14 protein-coding genes, 7 tRNA genes and 2 pseudogenes are annotated in these 19,132 nt (G+C 72.9%); 11 read left to right on the plus strand and 12 right to left on the minus strand.

What is annotated here, in order from left to right; all coding sequences use genetic code 11:
- Positions 1-57 precede the first annotated feature (57 nt).
- The 3 genes from thrS to KV557_RS14365 all read right to left on the minus strand — a co-directional run bounded on the left by thrS (position 58) and on the right by KV557_RS14365 (position 3,871).
- Positions 58-2,037, minus strand: a complete 1,980-nt coding sequence (gene thrS / locus KV557_RS14355) for a threonine--tRNA ligase (protein WP_218200291.1) — start codon at positions 2,035-2,037, stop codon at positions 58-60.
- Positions 2,038-2,132: 95 nt separating this feature from the next.
- Complete coding sequence (locus KV557_RS14360; RefSeq protein ID WP_218200292.1) at positions 2,133-3,284, minus strand: hypothetical protein; 1,152 nt, start codon at positions 3,282-3,284, stop codon at positions 2,133-2,135.
- Between the two features lie 32 nt (positions 3,285-3,316).
- Positions 3,317-3,871, minus strand: a complete 555-nt coding sequence (locus tag KV557_RS14365; RefSeq protein WP_218200293.1) for a DUF4365 domain-containing protein — start codon at positions 3,869-3,871, stop codon at positions 3,317-3,319.
- Between the two features lie 166 nt (positions 3,872-4,037).
- Between KV557_RS14365 and KV557_RS14370 the strand changes: the two genes are divergently transcribed.
- Positions 4,038-4,805 carry an exonuclease domain-containing protein gene (locus tag KV557_RS14370; RefSeq protein ID WP_218200294.1) on the plus strand — a complete coding sequence of 256 codons (768 nt, stop codon included), beginning with the start codon at positions 4,038-4,040 and terminating at the stop codon, positions 4,803-4,805.
- 77 nt (positions 4,806-4,882) lie between these two features.
- On the opposite strand, the gene KV557_RS14375 is transcribed toward KV557_RS14370, so the two are convergent.
- The 3 genes and pseudogenes from KV557_RS14375 to KV557_RS14385 all read right to left on the minus strand — a co-directional run bounded on the left by KV557_RS14375 (position 4,883) and on the right by KV557_RS14385 (position 5,801).
- Positions 4,883-4,954 (minus strand) — tRNA-Val (locus tag KV557_RS14375).
- A gap of 225 nt (positions 4,955-5,179) precedes the next feature.
- Positions 5,180-5,251 (minus strand) — tRNA-Val (locus tag KV557_RS14380).
- A 78-nt stretch (positions 5,252-5,329) separates the two neighbouring features.
- A pseudogene (locus KV557_RS14385) lies at positions 5,330-5,801 on the minus strand (TIGR02611 family protein).
- Between the two features lie 195 nt (positions 5,802-5,996).
- Here KV557_RS14385 and KV557_RS14390 point away from each other — a divergent pair.
- Positions 5,997-6,410, plus strand: a complete 414-nt coding sequence (locus tag KV557_RS14390; RefSeq protein ID WP_030056266.1) for an SsgA family sporulation/cell division regulator — start codon at positions 5,997-5,999, stop codon at positions 6,408-6,410.
- Between the two features lie 411 nt (positions 6,411-6,821).
- On the plus strand, positions 6,822-7,391 hold the full coding sequence (locus KV557_RS14395) for a CGNR zinc finger domain-containing protein (RefSeq protein WP_218200295.1): 570 nt from the start codon (positions 6,822-6,824) through the stop codon (positions 7,389-7,391).
- 16 nt (positions 7,392-7,407) lie between these two features.
- Here KV557_RS14395 and KV557_RS14400 read toward each other — a convergent pair whose 3' ends face one another.
- Positions 7,408-7,863 (minus strand): hypothetical protein, encoded by a 456-nt coding sequence (locus KV557_RS14400; protein WP_218200296.1) that lies wholly within the window; start codon positions 7,861-7,863, stop codon positions 7,408-7,410.
- Between the two features lie 109 nt (positions 7,864-7,972).
- Between KV557_RS14400 and KV557_RS14405 the strand changes: the two genes are divergently transcribed.
- Positions 7,973-8,473, plus strand: a complete 501-nt coding sequence (locus KV557_RS14405) for a DsbA family protein (protein ID WP_218200297.1) — start codon at positions 7,973-7,975, stop codon at positions 8,471-8,473.
- Positions 8,474-8,485: 12 nt separating this feature from the next.
- Here KV557_RS14405 and KV557_RS14410 read toward each other — a convergent pair whose 3' ends face one another.
- The 3 genes from KV557_RS14410 to KV557_RS14420 are packed head-to-tail and all read right to left on the minus strand — an operon-like array spanning position 8,486 to position 11,284.
- The gene (locus tag KV557_RS14410) at positions 8,486-9,328 is read right to left on the minus strand and encodes a GNAT family N-acetyltransferase (protein WP_218200298.1); all 843 of its coding nucleotides are present in this window, start codon (positions 9,326-9,328) and stop codon (positions 8,486-8,488) included.
- Positions 9,329-9,375: 47 nt separating this feature from the next.
- Positions 9,376-10,206, minus strand: a complete 831-nt coding sequence (locus KV557_RS14415; protein ID WP_218200299.1) for an aminotransferase class IV — start codon at positions 10,204-10,206, stop codon at positions 9,376-9,378.
- 28 nt (positions 10,207-10,234) lie between these two features.
- Positions 10,235-11,284: a chorismate-binding protein gene (locus KV557_RS14420; RefSeq protein ID WP_218200300.1), complete on the minus strand. Its 1,050-nt coding sequence runs from the start codon at positions 11,282-11,284 to the stop codon at positions 10,235-10,237.
- A gap of 218 nt (positions 11,285-11,502) precedes the next feature.
- Between KV557_RS14420 and KV557_RS14425 the strand changes: the two genes are divergently transcribed.
- From KV557_RS14425 to KV557_RS14445, 5 genes are all read left to right on the plus strand, one after another.
- Positions 11,503-11,575, plus strand: a tRNA-Gly gene (locus KV557_RS14425).
- Between the two features lie 40 nt (positions 11,576-11,615).
- A tRNA-Cys gene (locus tag KV557_RS14430) sits at positions 11,616-11,689 on the plus strand.
- A gap of 34 nt (positions 11,690-11,723) precedes the next feature.
- A tRNA-Val gene (locus tag KV557_RS14435) sits at positions 11,724-11,795 on the plus strand.
- 41 nt (positions 11,796-11,836) lie between these two features.
- Positions 11,837-11,908: transfer RNA gene (locus tag KV557_RS14440), tRNA-Val, on the plus strand.
- Positions 11,909-11,950: 42 nt separating this feature from the next.
- Positions 11,951-12,022, plus strand: a tRNA-Val gene (locus tag KV557_RS14445).
- A gap of 326 nt (positions 12,023-12,348) precedes the next feature.
- Here KV557_RS14445 and KV557_RS14450 read toward each other — a convergent pair.
- Positions 12,349-12,546 carry a hypothetical protein gene (locus tag KV557_RS14450; protein WP_218200301.1) on the minus strand — a complete coding sequence of 66 codons (198 nt, stop codon included), beginning with the start codon at positions 12,544-12,546 and terminating at the stop codon, positions 12,349-12,351.
- A 435-nt stretch (positions 12,547-12,981) separates the two neighbouring features.
- On the opposite strand from KV557_RS14450, the pseudogene KV557_RS14455 reads away from it, so the two are divergent.
- A pseudogene (locus tag KV557_RS14455) lies at positions 12,982-14,232 on the plus strand (protein kinase domain-containing protein); the annotation flags it as partial.
- 1,167 nt (positions 14,233-15,399) lie between these two features.
- On the opposite strand, the gene KV557_RS14460 reads toward KV557_RS14455, so the two are convergent.
- Complete coding sequence (locus tag KV557_RS14460; protein WP_218200302.1) at positions 15,400-16,206, minus strand: TrmH family RNA methyltransferase; 807 nt, start codon at positions 16,204-16,206, stop codon at positions 15,400-15,402.
- Positions 16,207-16,316: 110 nt separating this feature from the next.
- Here KV557_RS14460 and KV557_RS14465 point away from each other — a divergent pair, with 110 nt between their 5' ends.
- Complete coding sequence (locus KV557_RS14465; RefSeq protein WP_218200303.1) at positions 16,317-19,058, plus strand: SpoIIE family protein phosphatase; 2,742 nt, start codon at positions 16,317-16,319, stop codon at positions 19,056-19,058.
- The last annotated feature ends 74 nt before the right edge of the window (positions 19,059-19,132 follow it).

The following is a 19,132-nucleotide window of genomic DNA, read 5'->3' on the forward strand; positions in this document are numbered from 1 at the left end:
CCGCGCGGGGCAGACTCGTCAAGAGCCTGCCCCGCGCGCGGTGGTCCGTCTACGGCGTCACACCTGGATGCGGTTCTTGACCGCGTCCACGATCTCCGCAATCGCCTCGGCGACCGGGACGCCGTTCTTCTGCTCGCCGTTGCGGTAGCGGAACGACACTGCACCCGCAGTGACATCGTCGTTACCGGCGATGAGCATGTACGGAACCTTCGACTTCTGCGCGTTCCTGATCTTCTTCTGCATGCGGTCGTCCGAGGTGTCCACCTCGACCCGGATCCCGTGCTTCTTCAGCTCGGCCGCGACCTCCAGCAGGTACGGCACGTGCTCGTCGGTGATCGGGATGCCGGTCACGGTGACCGGAGCCAGCCACGGCGGCATGGCGCCGGCGTAGTGCTCCAGCAGCACCGCGAAGAACCGCTCGATGCTGCCGAACAACGCCCGGTGGATCATGACCGGCCGCTGACGCGAGCCGTCCGCCGCCGTGTACTCAAGATCGAAACGTTCGGGGAGGTTGAAGTCCAACTGAATCGTGGACATCTGCCAGGTCCTGCCAATGGCATCCTTCGCCTGGACGGAGATCTTCGGACCGTAGAAGGCCGCGCCACCCGGGTCCGGAACCAGCGGAAGGCCCTGCTTCTCGGCCACCTTGGCGAGGACCGCGGTGGCCTCCTCCCAGGTCTCGTCCGAGCCGACGTACTTCTCCGGATCCTTGGTCGACAGCTCCAGGTAGAAGTCGGTCAGACCGTAGTCGCGGAGCAGGTTCAGCACGAAGGTCAGCGTCGAGTCGAGCTCGTCCGCCATCTGCTCACGGGTGCAGTAGATGTGCGCGTCGTCCTGCGTGAAGCCGCGGGCGCGGGTCAGACCGTGCACCACGCCGGACTTCTCGTAGCGGTACACCGTCCCGAACTCGAAGAGGCGCAGCGGCAGTTCACGGTACGAGCGGCCGCGCGCGTCGAAGATCAGGTTGTGCATCGGGCAGTTCATCGGCTTGAGGTAGTAGTCCACGCCCTCGTCGAGCTGCATGGGCGGGTACATACCGTCCGCGTACCAGTCGAGGTGGCCGCTCTTCTCGAAGAGCTTCCCCTTGGTGGCGTGCGGGGTGTAGACGAACTCGTAGCCCTCTTCCTCGTGCCGCTTGCGCGAGTAGTCCTCCATGGTGCGGCGGATGATGCCGCCCTTGGGGTGGAAGACGGCGAGGCCGGACCCGATCTCCTCGGGGATGGAGAAGAGGTCCAGCTCGTTGCCGAGCTTGCGGTGGTCGCGCTTGGCTGCCTCCTCCAGGAATTCGAGGTGGGCCTTGAGCTCGTCCTTGGTCGGCCACGCGGTGCCGTACAGGCGCTGCAACTGCGGGTTCTTCTCGCTCCCGCGCCAGTAGGCTGCGGCCGAGCGCATGATCTTGAACGCCGGGATGTGCCGGGTGCTGGGCAGGTGCGGGCCGCGGCAGAGGTCGCCCCAGCACTGCTCGCCGGTCTTGGCGTCCAGGTTGTCGTAGATGGTGAGCTCGCCGGCGCCGACCTCGACGTCGGCACCCTCGCCGGCGGTGGCGGCGGAGCCCTTGAGGCCGATCAGCTCCAGCTTGTACGGCTCGGCGGCCAGCTCCTCGCGGGCGGACTCGTCGGTGACCACGCGGCGGGAGAACTTCTGCCCGCGCTTGATGATCTCCTGCATCTTCTTCTCGATGGCCTTGAGGTCATCGGGGTGGAAGGGCTTCTCGACGTCGAAGTCGTAGTAGAAGCCGTCCTTGACCGGCGGGCCGATGCCGAGCTTGGCCTCGGGGTAGAGCTGCTGCACGGCCTGCGCCATGACGTGCGCGGTGGAGTGGCGCAGGATGTCCAGGCCGTCCTTGCTGTCGATCGCGACCGGCTCGACCTCGTCGCCGTCCTGGACGGCGTAGGCGAGGTCCTTGAGCTGGCCGCCGACGCGGGCGGCGATGATCGAGCGGTCGTCGGCGAAGAGCTCGGCGGCCGTGGTGCCCGTGGTCACCACGCGCTCTTCCCGATCGGGTTCGCGGCTGATGATTACCCGGACGTCCGTCACCGGTCTCTCCTGACGTGCTGGATTAGAGGACGCAACACTTCGCTGCGCGTGACGATGGTACCGAGCGCCCCACCCCCACCGTCCACCTCCAGCCCCTACGCCCCTTCTCCCCCTTCCTCCAGGCCCTTCAGCAGCCGCTCGCGGTCGGCGTCCTCCCAGCCGCAGAGTTCCAGGCCGCGCGGCCGGGTGAGCCGGCGGAAGCCGTCGTGGCGGTCGAGCCGGCCGCTGACCCGGACCGGGAGGCCGGCGAGGTGGGCCTCGGCGGCAAGCCGGTAGTCGGGGTCGGGCAGCCGGAGCTTCAGCTCGCGGACCTCGGCGCCGCCGAGCACCCGCAGGCGGACGGTCCCGGGGCCGGACGGGTCGGCGCGCTTGAGCCGGACGACCACGCCGACCACGGTGACGGCGACGGCGGGCTCGATCCGTTCCAGGAGTTCGGCGGCCTCGGCCAGGGCGGGCAGGTCGCCGGGCGAGAAGTCGAGGACGATCCGGCGCTCGCCGAAGCCGCCCGGGGTCCCGGCGGCGGCCGACCAGGCGACGGCGAGCTGCGCGGCGGTGGCGCCGCGCACCAGGTCCTCGACGGACTGGACGAGCTCCCGGCTGACCCCGGCCTGGACGGCGTTCTCGAAGGCCTCGGGCCCGCCGCTGACCCGGCGGTAGTCGACCGCGTCGCGCAGTGCCTCCAGCGCGCGGACGAGGGTGGTGACGGCCGCCCGGCCCTCGGGAGCGGGGGTGTAGGCGGTGAGGCCGGCGCCCTGTTCGACGACCAGGACGCGGTCCAGGAAGTCCCCGGCCCAGGTGTCCAGCCGGGCGCCGAAGTAGGCGGCCGTGGTCCGTCCGGCCTTGGCCCCGGCGGCGAGCATCCCACGCGCCGCGGCCTGGAGCCGTTCGGCGTCCTCCCAGGGCGTGGTGCCGGCCGGCCCGGGCAGTTCGCGGCGCCAGCGCAGCTCGTCGCCGGGGACGGCGAGGGCGAGCAGGATGGAGCGGGCGGACGGGCTGCGCGAGCGGGAGAGCGCGGTGACGGCGTCGGTGAGGAGGTCGACCGCGTCGTCGAAGCCTTCCCCGGCGGGGACGAGCAGGCTGGTGCCGGGGTCGTCGTCCGGGGGTGTCCAGCGGCCGTACCGGGCGGCGGGGCCGCCGCGCCGGACCCAGCCGTGCCGGGCGAGCAGGGTGGCGAGCACCGCCGGGTCGACGGCGGCCGGGTCGGGCAGGGCTTGGGCGTGGTCGCCCGGTCCGTGCGGCAGTGTCATGGGGGCTGGTCCTCCCTGCCGGGGCCGGGCGGTCACGGGCTGCCGCCCGCGCCGACCCGGGCCATGATGTCGCAGAGCGCGCGGTCGTCGAAGACCTTGGTGGTCGGCACCCGGACGTTGGTGCGCCGCTGCCCGGTGACCGGGTGGCCGGCCAGGTTGACCCAGTAGCAGCAGTGCCGCAGTTCGAGCGCGTCCGGCCGGGCCTCCAGCCAGCGGTCGACCCGGCGCGGCAGCAGCATCACGACCAGGATCCGGGGCACCGCGACGCGGGCCCGGGCGAGCTTGCGCAGGTGGTCGTTGTCCAGGGTGAAGCTGAAGAACGGGCCGGTCGGGCCGGGCGCGACCTGTTGGGTCGCCTTGAGCTGGATCTTGATGGTGACCTCGTCGTCGACCTCGTGCGCCCGGGAGCCGTGGCTGACCTGCCAGTCGATGCCGTTGTCCGGGAAGGGCTGGGAGAGCGAGCAGCCGGCTGCGGCGGCGACCGCGTGCAGATAGCCGACCTGCAGCGTCTCCATGCAGGCCGTGACCGCCAGGTTCCCCCGCAGGACGGCCGCCGCCTCCTCGGGCTGCGGCTGTGTCAGCGCCATCGTCCCGTAGCCTCCCCCGGCTCCGGGCCCGTCCGGATTCGAACGGGACATCCCCTGGGCCTGTCGGCCCAAGGCCAGCATCCCCGGCCCGGCCTGCGCCAAACGGTTGAACGGGCGTCAGAACCGGGTATCAACCGGGCGCGGAACGCACGCCTGAGGGGCAGTCATGCAGCAGCACTGGTACACCGGCCCACTTGCCTCCTTCGACACCGAGACCACCGGCGTGGACGTCGAACACGACCGGATCGTCTCGGCCGCCCTGGTCGTCCAACTCGCCCCGGGCGCACCCGTGCAGACCTCGACCTGGCTGGCCGATCCCGGGGTTCCGATCCCGGACGGCGCCCGGGCGGTGCACGGCATCACCGACGAGCACGTGCTCGCGCACGGCCGTCCGGCCCGGGCGGTGGTGGCGGAGATAGCCCGCGCCCTGGCCGAGCAGGCCAGGGCCGGGCGGCCGGTGGTGGTGATGAACGCGCCGTACGATCTGACGCTGCTGGACCGGGAGTTGCGCCGCCACCACAGGCTCACGCTGGCCGGCGGGCTGGGCGCGGCCGGACTGGTGGTGCTGGATCCGCGGGTGCTGGACAAGCACGTCGACCGCTACCGCAAGGGCCGCCGGACGCTCACCGACCTGTGCGCGCACTACGGCGTGGAGCTGACCGGGGCGCACGACGCGGCGGCGGACGCCTCGGCGGCGCTGGCGCTGACGCGGACGATCGGGGCCCGCTACCCGGCGGCGCTGGGCGGACTGACGGCGGCGGAGCTGCACCTGCGGCAGGCGATCTGGCACGCGGCGCAGGCGCGGGGGCTGCAGCACTGGTTCGACCGGTCGGGAACGCCGGAGCGGGTGGACCTGTCCTGGCCCCTGCGGCCGGCCCGGTGCGGCTGCGGCCGGCGGCTGGAGCCGGAGCACGGCTGCGAGGCGGCGGCGTAGCGGTGGCCCGCGGATGCGGCGCCGAACGCGCCGCAGGCCCTGACCGGTTTCCCGATCAGGGCCTGCGTGCTGTCCGGTGGGCGATACTGGGATCGAACCAGTGACCCCTTCGGTGTGAACGAAGTGCTCTCCCGCTGAGCTAATCGCCCGGGCAACGAGAAGAACTGTAGCACCATTTGGGGCCGGTCGTACAACTCGCCCCTTCGGGGGTGGGCCTGGCAGATCCGCAGAACTCGCACTCCGCGCGGAAGATGACTGAGCCTCAGCCGGATTCCCGATGGCGCTCTTCCGGCACTCTTCCGGCGGGAATCCGGAAATACATGTGAGGCCCGGCCGATAATCGGCCGGGCCTCACATATCACAATGCATTCCGGTGGGCGATACTGGGATCGAACCAGTGACCCCTTCGGTGTGAACGAAGTGCTCTCCCGCTGAGCTAATCGCCCGGGTGCAGAGAAAACATTACCGCATCCCGGAGGGTGGTCCGAACACCCGGTCTGCGGAGGCCCCGCTCCCGGACCGGCTCAGCTCTCGTCCCCCTTCCAGGGGACGATCAGGCCGTACCGCGCGAAGTACCAGCCGCCGATGCCGACGAGCGCGGCCGGTCCGAGCGCGGTGAGCGTGAGGTTGCGGCGGCGCACCCGCGGGTCCAGGGCGCGCCGGGCGGCCTCGGCGACCTTGCGGCGGGTCCGGCTTAGGGCCACTTGGGCCCGGGCGAACTCGGTGGCCCAAGCGCCCATGCCCAGGAAGATCACCACCCAGCCGGGTCCCGGCAGCGGCAGCACAATCACGCCGAGCACCACCACCGCGAGGCCGGCCCAGGAAGATCGCCACCTGCCAGGCCAGGTGGAGCGGACGGGAACGACGGATGAACGCGGGAGCCCGCGAGCCGGCCGCGCGGCCGCCGTCGACGCCCGTCTCCTCGACCGTGTCATCCGGCCTGACCGCATCACCCGTTCCCGTGTTCCCGCTCGTCTTGTCGTTTCGCACAGTCATGCCAGGAAACTAACCGAGAAGTGGCCCGGTAATGCCGGACCCGGGCACTCCGGGACGATTACGCAATGCGCCGTAAGGGGTACGACTCGGCCCCGAATCGGGACAGAGGGGTTTACATCGGGCTTGGAGGTGGGATGGTCCGTTCGCCGACGTGCGAATCCCCGAGCGCACACTGAGCGAAAGGCCATGGCGCTTATGAACACCACGGTCAGCTGCGAGCTGCACCTGCGCCTCATCGTGTCCAGCGAGTCCTCACTGCCCGTCCCCGCGGGCCTGCGCTACGACACCGCCGACCCCTACGCCGTGCACGCCACGTTCCACACGGGCGCCGACGAGACCGTGGAGTGGGTGTTCGCCCGAGATCTCCTTGCGGAGGGGCTGCACCGACCCACCGGTACCGGCGACGTCCGGGTGTGGCCGTCGCGCAGCCACGGGCAAGGGGTGGTCTGCATCGCACTGAGCTCTCCGGAAGGAGAAGCCTTGCTGGAGGCCCCGGCCCGGGCGCTTGAGTCGTTCCTCAAGCGGACCGACGCCGCGGTGCCCCCCGGCACCGAACACCGCCACTTCGACCTCGACCGGGAGCTGTCCCACATCCTCGCCGAAAGCTGACCCCCACCGGAGGCGGTCACGCCCCGCTGTCGGCGGGGCCGTAACCCCTGCCGTCACCGCAGCCGTCCTACTCGGGGGCACGGCAGCAGACTCAGCCGCGCACGACGCGGTCTCGGGGCCGGTGAGCGGCCCGCTCCCACCGGGGCGGGCCGGAGCACCGCAGGCGCCCGGCACCGGAGCCGGCCATCCGTACGGGTGGCCGGCCTCGCTGCCGGGCGCCGCTGGTTTTCCGGGGTTCCGGTGATCATTCGCGACGGTTATTCGATTGACCGCCGTCCGCTTTCTGTCACATTGACGACATCCGTACATTTCTTCGAAAGAAGGCGCCGTCCTTCTGTCGCACGGCCCGGTATGGTCTGGGGTAACCGTAGACGCGGGGTACCGAAGTCCCCCTCCGCGAGGAGTCCCCACGTGCTGATCACCCACGACACCGAGTGCGCGCTGAGCATCCTCGTCGAGCTGCTCAACACCGCCCCCGAGGTCTGCGGCACCGAGCTACTGCCCGACGTGGCCGCGCTGGACACCTTCGTGATCCGCCAGGAGATCAGCGAGATCGACTCGCTGACCGCCGACGACCTGCGCAGCGTGCACGAGCTGCGCTCGCGGCTGCGCGAGGTGTTCGGCACCGAGTCCACCGCGGCGGCGGCCGAGCTGGTCAACGGGATCGTCGCGGCGGCCGGGACGACGCCCCGGCTCACCAACCACGACCACCACGACTGGCACATCCACTACTTCGCCCCGCACGCCGCGCTCGGCGATCACCTGGCCGCCGAGCTGGGCATGGCGCTGGCCTTCATCCTCATGGCGGGCGAGCGCGAGCGCCTGCGCCGCTGCGAGGCGCCGGACTGCGCGCGGGTCTTCGTGGACCTCTCACGCAACCGCTCCCGGCGCTACTGCGACAGCCGGACCTGCGGCAACCGGCTGCACGTCGCCGCCTACCGGGCGCGGCAGCGCTCGGCCGAGGCCGTGCCGTCCGTCTGAGTCCGCCCGGCTCCGCTCAGATGCCGCGCTTGCGCAGGATCTCCTCGATGTCGGCGAAGTCGCCGAGGCCGTCGTCCTGCTTCTTCGCCGCCGCCTTCTTCGGCTTCGGCGGCGCGGCCGTCACCGCCGGGCGCTCGGGTGCCGGGCCGGCGGCGGCCGGGCGGGACTCCGGGGCTTCCACAGCGCCGCGGCGGCCCAGCCGGCGGGTGGTGAGCAGCAGGGCCACGGAGATGCCGAGCAGCACGATGCCCGTCCAGACGCGGGGGTCGAAGACGAGCTTGGTGGCCCAGTCGGCGAACTCTCGGCCGATCGTGCGGGCGACGGGGAACAGGCCGGTCAGGTAGAGCCCGGCGGGCAGCAGGGCCACCGCGAACCAGCGGGTCGCGGAGAGGAAGTGCCGCCGGTAGGCGCGCAGGCCGGCGACGGCGACTCCGGCCGCCGTGAGCACGAAGCTGATCGCGGCGGTCAGCACGGCCGTGTCCCGTCGCGTCGGGTCGTCCTGGTCATTGGTGCCTCCTGTCGCTCGGCCCTCGGGCACACCGCCGGGCGGCGCGGGGGTTCACTAGTGGAACACTGGGGGAATGATCGAAGGTTCCCTCCCCCGTCTTGAGTTCTGGTGCGACCTCCAGTGCCCGGACTGCCGTACCGCCCTGGACGACGTACGGGCGCTGCGCACGCAGTACGGCGACGCCCTGCCCGTCGAGCTGCGGCACTTCCCGTTGGAGAAGCACAAGCACGCCTACGCGGCCGCGGAGGCCGCCGAGGAGGCGTTCGCGCAGGGGCTGGGGTGGCCGTTCGTGGAGGCGCTGCTGGCCCGCGTCGAGGAGCTGGACGCGCGGGGGCAGCAGGTGCTGGTGGACGTGGCGCGCGAGGTCGGGGTGGACCCGGAGGAGGTCGACACGGCGCTGATCGACGGCCGGCACATGCTGACCGTGGACGCCGACCAGGCCGAGGGCAAGGCGATCGGGGTGAAGGGCACGCCGACGTACGTGATCGCCGGGAAGCGGCTGGACGGCGGGCAGAGCCAGGACGGCCTGCGGGACCGGATCGTGGCCATCATCGAGGAGGCGAAGGCTTCCTGACGTCATGTCAGGTCACAGCGGCTTGCCGTAGAGGCGGTTGGTGACCTGGTAGCCGAGCGAGGCGTAGAGCCGGATCGCCACCTCGTTGACGGTGAAGACGTTGAGCCCGAGGGTGTGGACCCCGGCGGCCAGGCACTCGCGTTCGGCGAGCAGCATCAGCGTCCGGCCGTGTCCCCGGCCCCGGTGGGCCGGAGACACTTCGACGACCATGACCCAGGCGAGCGGTTCGCCGTCGGGCAGGTCGCGCAGGTGGAGGTCCACCCAGAGCGAGCCGAGCGGCTCGGCGTCCGCCTCTGCGTAGAGGCTGCGCAGGGCGACGCCGGGGCTGTCCGCGCCTTGCGGGAGCAGGCGGAGGTGGTCGAGGTGCGACTTGGCGCGGGCCTGCTCCTCGCTGAGGCCGGAGTCCGTAAGCGAGCGGACGTAGCCCTCGGCGGCGCGGTCGAGCCAGGCCGGAAACTCCTCGGCCCCGATCCGGCGTGCGGTGACGCCGGCGGGCAGGGCGGGGGCCGCGGTCAGGCGCTTGGACAGGTTCCGCATTCGCTCGGTGTAGCCGAGGGCGGCGGCGAGGCCGCGGGCGATCGGCGCCGACTCGGGGATGTTGGCGTCCACCCGGGTGCAGCCCCAGCTGCGCAGCACCTCCTCGGCCGCGAGCGCGCCGAACGTCCCACGGCCCCGGCCGCGGCCCTCCATGACCTCCAACTCGGCGATCTCGCCCCACAGTTGGCTGCCGTGGGGGACGGCCGTCGTGCGCAGCGCGCCGACCGGGCGCCCGTTGGCGCAGATCTGCCAGCATCTGGTGCGGCCCCCGGCGGGGGTGGGTGTCTCGGGGCCCTCGGGGCGCAGCGTGGTGGTCATGTGGTGGTCCCTTCCCCACCCCGGAAGGGTTATCCGCGGGGCCCGGATCACGGGTCGAGGTCGTCGCCGCTGCGCTCGGTGAAGACGGCCATGGCCTTGGCGGTGACCGGGCCGATTCCGGGCAGTTCGCGGCCGTCGACGCGGGTGACGGCCTGGACGTCCCGCAGGGTGGAGGTCAGGAAGATCTCCTCGGCGTCCTGGAGGGCTTCGAGCGTCAGGTCGGTCTCCTCGGCGCCGCACCAGTCGACGACGAGGGCGCGGGTGATGCCGGCCAGGCAGCCGGAGGCGAGGGTGGGGGTGAGCAGGCGGCCGCCGATGACGACGAAGACGTTCGAGCCGGTGCCCTCGCAGAGCAGGCCGGCGGTGTTGGCGAACAGGGCCTCGGAGGCGCCGGCGCGGTGGGCGGCGGCGAGGGCGACGACGTTCTCGGCGTACGAGGTGGTCTTGAGGCCGGCGACGGCGCTGTGCTCGTTGCGGCGCCACGGGACGACGGCGACCGCGGTGGTGTCGGGGCGGCGGTTCACCGCGCCGATGGCGGCGACCAGGGTGGCGCCGGAGTCGCCGCGTTCGGAGCCGAGCGGGGCGTTGCCGCCGGTGTAGGTGATGCGCAGCCGGCCGAGTGGCATCGGGTTGGCGGCGAGGACCTGGGCGCAGGCCTCGCGGACCCGGTCGTGGTCGGGGTCGGGGAGGCCGAGGCCGCGGGCGGAGCGGGTCAGGCGGTCGAGGTGGCGGGTGAGCGCGAAGGCCTCGCCGTCGACGGCCTTCATGGTCTCGAAGACGCCGTCGCCTGTGGTGAGTCCGTGGTCGAGGACCGAGACGGCGGCGTCGGCGGAGTCGACGAGCGTGCCGTTGACCCAGCTCTTGGTGGGGTTCTGCATCGAGCGCTGCTCCTCAAAGAGGGTTTCTTCAGAGGGTTTCGCTGCCCGACGCTATCGCGACCAGGCGGGCGGCCTTCAGCTCGGTTTCGTCCCACTCGCGGTCGGGGTCGGAGCCCCAGGTGATGCCGGCGCCGGTGCCGAAGCGCAGCAGGGGGGCCGCGGGGTCGGTCCGGTCGAGCCAGAAGGTGCGGATGCCGACGGCGAGTTCGCCCTCGCCCCGGTCGGCGTCGACCCACCCGACGGCGCCGCAGTAGGGGCCGCGCGGGGCGGTCTCCAGGGCCTCGATGATCCGCAGGGCGCTGGACTTGGGTGCGCCGGTGACGGAGCCGGGCGGGAAGGTGGCGGCCAGCAGGCCGGGCCAGTCGGCGCCGTCACGCAGGGTGCCCTCGACGGTGGAGACCAGGTGGACCAGGCCAGGGTGCTTCTCGACGGCGCACAGGTCGGGGACGGTGACGCTGCCGGTGGCGCAGACGCGGCCGAGGTCGTTGCGGACCAGGTCGACGATCATCACGTTCTCGGCGTGGTCCTTGTCGAGGAGGTCGTCCTCGGTGCGGCCGGTGCCCTTGATGGGGCCGGAGGAGACGGTGCGGCCGGTGCGGCGCAAGTAGAGCTCGGGTGAGGCGGTGGCGATCTCGACGCCGTGCTCGGGCAGCCGGATCGTGCCCGCGTAGGGGGCGGGGTTGCCGTGGGCGAGGAGGCCGGTGAGGGCGTCGATGTCGCTGCGGGCCGGGTCGGGCAGCGGCGCGGACAGCACGCGGCAGAGGTTGGCCTGGTAGACCTCGCCGGCGGCTATGTGCTCGCGGATGCGGCGGACGCCCGCGGTGTAGGCGTCGCGGTCCAGGGAGCTGTGCCAGCTGCCGGCGTCCGGTCCGCGCCAGCCGGCGCCGGAGGGGGGCGCGGGGGCGGGGCGGACGTCGGCGAAGCGTGCGCAGGTGAGGCGGCCCTCGAAGTCGAAGGCGACGGCCCAGTAGCCGGTGGAGTCGAGGGCGGCCGGGTCCGAGGTGACGTCGCGCAGTCCGGTGGCGAGGCGGCCACCGAAGCGGGCGAGCGGGGTGTGGGGGGCGGTGGGGCCGGACACGGTTCTCCTGCGCGGTCGTGCTGAGCGGCGGTGCCTGAAGTGTAGGTCGGGGGCGCGGGCCCGGGCCGGGGGCGTGCGGCCGGCGCGAGCGTCCTGCGGGTGTGCACCGAGTGCACGCTGCGGGAACGGATTTTTAGCTGGCCCGGGAATCCGCTAGAGTTCAACACGTCGCCAGGGAGCGCAGCCGAAGAAAAGCGGTGAAGATCCCGGGGAGACAGGCGGACGTGGCTCAGTTGGTAGAGCATCACCTTGCCAAGGTGAGGGTCGCGAGTTCGAATCTCGTCGTCCGCTCGATGGAGAACAGTGTAAGATCGTTCTTCGAGTGTTGCCTGGTGGAGTGGCCGAGAGGCGAGGCAACGGCCTGCAAAGCCGTGTACACGGGTTCAAATCCCGTCTCCACCTCCAAGAGGCTCACCCGGTTCCACCGGGAGACCTCCCCGCGCGATTAGCTCAGCGGGAGAGCACTACCTTGACACGGTAGGGGTCACTGGTTCAATCCCAGTATCGCGCACGTCGGATCTTTCGGGGTCTGCTGCAGGACCGCCACACCAGGCGCGATTAGCTCAGCGGGAGAGCACTACCTTGACACGGTAGGGGTCACTGGTTCAATCCCAGTATCGCGCACGTCGGGCCTTTCGGGGTCTGCTGCAGGACCGGCCACACCAGGCGCGATTAGCTCAGCGGGAGAGCACTACCTTGACACGGTAGGGGTCACTGGTTCAATCCCAGTATCGCGCACAGTAACGGCCGGGGCCGCGATCCGTGAGGGTCGCGGCCCCGGCTGTTTGGCGTTGGCCGTGTTCGTTGGCGGTTCGTCGGCGTTGGCCGTGTTCGCGCCGTGGCACATCGTGGAACGTCGCGGGAAGAGAAGAGCCGCGTACGGTCGCCCTCACCGACGTCCGTACGCGGCATCTCCGCCTGCCGGGGTGCTCTGCGCACCGCTCCTCGCCCGTCCGCGTGTCAACGCGGCCGCGGCCTCCCCGGCGGCACTGGTTCCCCGTCCCCAGGGGATCAGTGCCCGTTCAGCGGCCGGCCGTGATGGCCGACCAAGTCTCAGCGCCCGATCAGTGGGTGATCAGATCGGCGACGGCCTGGGCCTGGTTCACCATCTGCTCCCAGCCGCCGAACAGCGCCACCAGCAGCACGGCGCACGGCAGGGCCATGGCCAGCGCCACCGCCGGGTGCCGCGTGGGCTCCGCGGAGCGGGGCTGGGTGAAGGCCGGCCGACGGCGGCGGGAGGTTCCCGTGAGCTGCGGTGCCATGCCCCTACTCCTGATCCGTGCTCGGTGCTTGCCGGTAGCTGAAGTCCGATCGAGTTGGCGCGGTGGACGGCTTACCTCGGGGGACGAGCTCCCCGTCCACCGCTGAGGACAACGCTATGGCGCAGGGGGCTGTTCGGGCGTCATGCCGTCGTACTGTTCCTCGGGCCTCCGGGAGGATGACGGTCAGACTTAGGGACTACTACCGCAGGGGGAGACGGTCTTCGCCCGGCCCCCGGGGGAACCCTGAGAGGCGACCCCGAGAAACGTTTCGGCACCCCGCTGACCTGCAGGTCAGCGCAAGATCAGACAATCGCACGGCGGCTTGAGGTGTTGCGTATCAGCACACCGCAGCAGGCAGTCCGTAAGCTGTGCCGGACAGGAACTGACGATGCCCCAACCGACGGGGCCTCACCCACAGGCTGACGGGGAACGGACATGGCGATGATGCGGCTGAGGCGTGAGGACCCCCGCATCGTCGGGCCGTACCGCCTGCACCGGCGACTGGGCGCCGGCGGCATGGGCGTCGTCTACCTCGGATCCGACCGGCGCGGGCAGCGGGTCGCCCTCAAGCTCATCCGCGCCGAACTCGCCGAGGACCAGGAGTTCCGCACCCGCTTCGCCCGCGAGATCGCCGCCGCCTCCCGCATCCGCGGCGGCTGCACCGCCCGCGTCGTCGGCTCCGACATCGAGGCCGACCGCCCCTGGCTCGCCACCGCCTACGTACCCGGCCCCTCCCTCTACAAGAGGGTCGGCGACGAAGGGCCGCTCAGCTGGCCCGAGGCCGCCCGGATCGGTGCCGCGCTGGCCGACGGGCTCGTCAAGGTGCACGAGGCCGGCGTCGTCCACCGCGACCTCAAACCGTCCAACATCCTGCTCTCGCCCCGGGGCCCCCGGATCATCGACTTCGGCATCGCGTGGTCGCGCGGCGCCAGCACCCTCACCCACGTCGGCACGGCAGTCGGCTCCCCCGGCTTCCTCGCGCCCGAGCAGGTGCGCGGCGTCGCCGTCACACCCGCCACGGACGTGTTCGCCTTCGGCGCCACACTCGCGTACGCGCTCACCGGGGACACCCCGTTCGGGTCGGGGGCCTCGTCCGAGGTCATGCTCTACCGGGTCGTGCACGAGGAGCCCGACCTGTCGGCCGTACCGCCGCAGCTGGCGCCGCTGATCCGGGCGTGCCTGGCCAAGGAGCCCGCCGAACGGCCCGGCGCGGCCGCCCTGCACGAGCGGCTCAGCGAACTCGCGGCGCGCGGCGCGGCAGCGGGGGCCGCCGGCGGGGTGCGCGGCGCGCGGCGCGGTACGGCTCCGGCACCTGCCCCTGCTTCGGGCGCGGACGCGGACGCGTCGGGTGGTGTGCGGCACGGGGTGCCCGCGCCCGGGCGGTCGCCGGACCCGGCTGCGGCGCGGGCCCGGGCAATGGCGTCCAGCCGGCCCGCCGGGCAGGCCCCCGGTGCGGCGCAGCGGCGCCCGCAGGGAGCGGCCGCTCCGCACCCCCGGCCCGAGGCGACGCCGACGGCCCGTCCGGTGCGGGACCGTCAGCAGACCCCGACACCCGGCCACCCCGGCTCCCGCGACCGCAGGCGGCCCCGGGACCGGCAGCACACCCCGGCCCCCGGCGGGCGGCCCACCACCGCGCGGCAGCGGCTGCTGCGGCAGCGGCTCGTCGTCTTCGTCACCGTGACGATCGGGGTGGCGTTGGCCATCGCGGCGGCGCAGGGGTGCGAGAACCGGAGCAACCAGGGCCTGCGGCCGGGCGGCGGGCCGACCGTGAGCGTCTCCCCCACCGGGCAGACGGGGGCCGGTACGTCGGTGGACGGAGCGGCGGCTGCGACGCCGTCCGCCGTATCCTCCGCCACGCCGTCGACTGCACCGTCCGCTACGCCGCTTGCGGCGGCGGCGCGGGGCGGGGCGGCCCCGGGTGACGCTGCGCTGGCTCCGCCGCAGGGGCCGGGGCCCGCCGTGGACTGGCCGAACCGCAGCTACCCCGACGCGGCCGGCGGCCCGGGCATCGCGCTCCGGGACGGGCACTCCGCCGGGGCCGGGCCGCAGGTCGCGCTCAGCGCGGTGCTGCCGGTGCGGTTCAAGGGGGCACCGGCGACGGTGGTCGTCCTGCGGCGGGCGGAGGGCGCGGTGCCCGTCGACCTCGTCCAGCTGTACACGTTCACCGGGGACACCCCGGTCGCCGCCACCTCGCGCTCGTCGACGGCCGACCCGCAGGCCAAAGCCACCTGGCGGCTCGACGGCGGCGCGGTGGTCCGTGAGGAACGCGTCGCCCAGACCGGCGCCGTCACCTCCACCCGCTACATGGTGCGGCCCGACGGCACTCTCGACGAATCCTGGCCCGGCGCAGGCGCCTCCGGCGGCACTGGCCTCACCACCCCGCCCCCAGCCGCTGCCCCCGCCCCGCCGACGGCTGCGGCGGGCTGAGCGCAGGAAGTCGGCCGGGCCGACCTTCGGTGCGGGATGACGCCGAGAGAATCGGCCGCCTGGGGCGCGACGAGCAGAGGAGCCCCTGGTGAGGTGTCGGCGCCCGGGCTTAGGAAGTCGGCTGGGCCGACTTTCAGCGCAGGGCGGGGGCTTGGGGGCTGAGCAGGATCGTTTCTGCTCCGGGTGGGGGCGTGCGTCAGGGCGCGAGGCCTCGGGGGGCTGGACTTATTGGGGCTGTGGAGTTGGGGGCCCGGAGCAAGGGTGCGGGTCGTGGCCTTCCGCTGCGCGCAGTTCCCCGTGCCCCTTGCGGGGCGCGGGGATTGGGATGTTGCGGCGAGGGACGCGGGGGTTGGGTGGTGAGGGAGAGGAGGGCGCAGGGGTTGGGCCAGGGCAGGGAGGGTCTGGGGGGCGCTGCGCGGGGGTGGGTCAGGGAGTGGTGACGGCGTAGAAGGCGACCGCCGCGGCGGCGCCTACGTTGAGAGAGTCGATGCCGTGGGCCATGGGGATGCGGACGGGGTGATCGGCGGCGGCGATGGCGGGGCGGGTGAGGCCGTCGCCTTCGGCGCCGAGCATGAGGGCCGTCTTGGGGAGGTGCTGGGAGGTGAGGGTCGCGAGGTCGACGGCGGAGTCGGCGGGGGTGAGGGCGAGGAGGGTGAATCCGGTGTTGCGGACGGTGTCCAGGGCGGCGGGCCAGGGGTCGAGGCGGGCGTAGGGGACCGCGAAGACGGCGCCCATGGAGACCTTGACGGCGCGCCGGTAGAGCGGGTCGGCGCAGTCGGGCGACAGGAGGACGGCGTCCATGCCGAGGGCGGCGGCGCTGCGGAAGATCGCGCCGAGGTTGGTGTGGTCGACCAGGCCTTCGAGGACGGCGACCCGGCGGGCGCCGGCGAGGACGGTGGCGGCGTCCGGGAGGGGCATGCGTTCCATCGAGGCGAGGGCCCCGCGGTGGACGTGGTAGCCGGTGACGGCTTCGGCCAGCGCGGGTTCGACCACGTGGACGGGCGCGTCCGCCTCGGCGATGACGTCGGCCATCACGTCCAGCCACTTGGGGGTGAGCAGCATCGACCGCATCCGGTAGCCAGCGGCGAGGGCGCGGCGGATGACCTTCTCCCCCTCGGCGATGAACAGGCCTTCGGCGGGTTCGCGCCGGCGGCGCAGTTCGACGTCGGTGAGGCCGGTGTAGTCGCCGAGGCGGGGGTCGGCCGGGTCGGTGATGGTGCTGGGTTCGGACACCCTGCGATCTTGCCAAGCCGGGGCGGGGAAGGCCAAACGGTCCCGCCGGGCCCCAGGGGCTGGGCGGCTTGGCCTTGGCCCCTCGCCAGCCGGGGTGCAAACATGACGGTATGGCCCGTTTTCCGGGCCGATCCTGGGCTCCGTCGGCCTCTGGTGCTACTGGTTCCGCCGGCCCCTCCGGTGGGCGCCCATACGGTCGGCAACAGCAGCCACGCGCCAAGCGGGCGTGGCCGGTCAAGCGCCGGTCGGTGGCCGGACAGGTGTTCGCGCTGCAGATCCTCGTGGTGCTGCTGCTCGTGGTGGCGGCCGCGGTGGCGCTGGTGGTGCAGTCCCGCAACGACGCCGAGCACGAGGCCCGCAACCGGTCGGTGGCGGTCGCGCAGACCTTCGCCAACTCGCCGGGCATCGTCGACGCGCTGCACTCCCCCGACCCGACCGCGATCCTCCAGCCGAAGACGCAGTCCGCGCGGATAACGTCGGGCGTCGACTTCATCGTCGTCCTGAACAAGGACGGCATCCGCTACACCCACCCCAACCCGGCCCGGATCGGCCACAAGTTCGTCGGAACCTACCAGCCCGCCCTGCACGGGCAGGTGGTGACCGAGCAGATCACCGGCACCCTCGGCCCGCTGGTCCAGGCGGTCGTACCGGTGTACGCGCCGGACGGCTCGGTGGCCGGGCTGGTCTCGGCGGGTGTCACGCTCGCGAACGTGAGCGCCGCGAGCGAGCGGCAGCTACCGGTGGTGCTCGGCGCCGCCGCGGGTGCGGTCGGGCTGGCAATGCTCGGGACGGCGCTGATCAGCCGGCGGCTGCGGCGGCAGACGCACGGCCTCGGGCCGACCGAGATGACCCGGATGTACGACCACCACGCGGCCGTGCTGCACGCGGTGCGCGAGGGCGTGCTGATCGTCGGCGGGGACGGGCGGCTGCTGCTCTGCAACGACGAGGCACGGCGGCTGCTCGACCTGCCGCCGGACGCCGAGGGCCGGCTGGTGACCGAGCTGGGCCTGGAGCGCGCCCCCGAGGAACTGCTGACCGCCGACCGGCCGGTCACAGACCAGGTGGTGCTGGCCGGGGAGCGGCTGCTGGCGGTGAACGTCCGGCTCACCGACCGGGACGGCGGCCCGCCCGGTTTCGTCGCCACCCTGCGCGACTCCACCGAGCTGCTGGCGCTGTCCGGCCGGGCCGAGGTGGCGCAGCGGCGGCTGCGGCTGCTGTACGACGCCGGGGTCACGGTGGGCAGTTCGCTGGACCTGACGCGGACGGCGGAGGAGCTGGCGCAGGTCGCGGTGCCGCGGTTCGCGGACTTCGTGACGGTGGACCTGGCCGAGCAGGTGCTGGCGGGCGAGGAGCCGCTGGCGGGCTCGTCGCTGGTGCAGATGCGGCGGGCGGCGGTGGCGGGCGTCCGGAGCGACGCTCCGTTCTACCCGGTGGGCACGGTGCTGAACGTGGTGCCGACGACGCCGTTGGCCGGGGCCCTGGACAGCGGGGAGCCGCGGCTGGAGCCGCGGCTGGCCGAGACGCAGGGGTGGCGGAAGCAGGACCCGGAGCGGTCGGCGCAGATCCTCGCGTACGGGGTGCACTCGCTGGCACGGGTGCCGCTGCGGGCGCGCGGGGTGCTGCTGGGGGTGGCGCGGTTCTGGCGGGCGGACCGCGCGGAGCCGTTCGAGGCGGACGATCTGGCGCTGGCCGAGGAGCTGGTGGCGCACGCGGCGGTGTGCATCGACAACGCGCGCCGGTACACCCGGGAGCACGCGATGGCGGTGACCCTGCAGCACAGCCTGCTGCCGCGCAGCCTGCCCGTGCAGAGCGCACTGGACGTCGCGCACCGGTACCTGCCCGCGCAGGAGGGCGTCGGCGGGGACTGGTTCGACGTGATCCCGCTGCCGGGTGCGCGGGTGGCGCTGGTGGTCGGGGACGTGGTGGGGCACGGGCTGCACGCGGCGGCGACGATGGGGCGGCTGCGCACGGCGATCCACAACTTCTCGACGCTGGACCTGCCCCCGGACGAGCTGCTGGGGCATCTGGACGACCTGGTGATCCGGATCGACCAGGACGAGACGGCCGACGGGGAGGGCGCCGAACTGGCCGGGGCGACCTGTCTGTACGCGATCTACGACCCGGTGTCGCGGCGCTGCACGCTGGCCAGCGCCGGGCACCCGCCGCCGGCCGTGGTGGGCCCGGACGGGCGGGTGGAGTTCCCGGAGCTGCCGACCGGGCCACCGCTGGGGCTGGCGGTGCTGCCGTTCGAGACGGCCGAGCTGGAGGTGGCCGAGGGCAGCCGGCTGGTGCTGTACACGGACGGGCTGGTGGAGGACCGCGAGCGCGACATCGGCGAGGGGCTGGAGCAGCTGCGGGCGGCGCTGACCGGGCCGCCGCGCACGCCGGAGCAGACCTGCGCGGACGTGCTGGGGGCGATGCTGCCCGAGCGTCCGCAGGACGACATCGCGCTGCTGGTGGCGCGGACCCGGGTACTGGCGCCGGACCACGTGGCGGAGTGGGACGTGCCGTCCGACCCGGCCGCGGTGGGCGGGGTCCGGGCGGCGGTGGCGGAGCAGCTGGCGGTGTGGGGGCTGGACGAGGCCGCGTTCGTCACCGAGCTGATCCTGAGCGAGCTGGTGACCAACGCGATCCGGTACGGCTCCGGGCCGATCCGGGTGCGGCTGCTGCGGGACCGGTCGCTGATCTGCGAGGTGTCCGACGGCAGCAGCACCTCGCCGCACCTGCGGTACGCGGCGACGATGGACGAGGGCGGGCGCGGGCTGTTCCTGGTCGCGCAGTTCGCGGACCGGTGGGGAACGCGGTACACGGCCACCGGGAAGGTGATCTGGACGGAGCAGCCGCTGGAGTAGGCGCGGAGTGGCGCGGGCAGGACGTCGGCCGGAGCAGGAAGTCGGCCGGGCCGACTTCCTGCTCCGGGGTACTG

This window comes from Kitasatospora aureofaciens, assembly GCF_019192735.1.
In the GTDB taxonomy this organism is placed as follows: domain Bacteria; phylum Actinomycetota; class Actinomycetes; order Streptomycetales; family Streptomycetaceae; genus Kitasatospora; species Kitasatospora aureofaciens_A.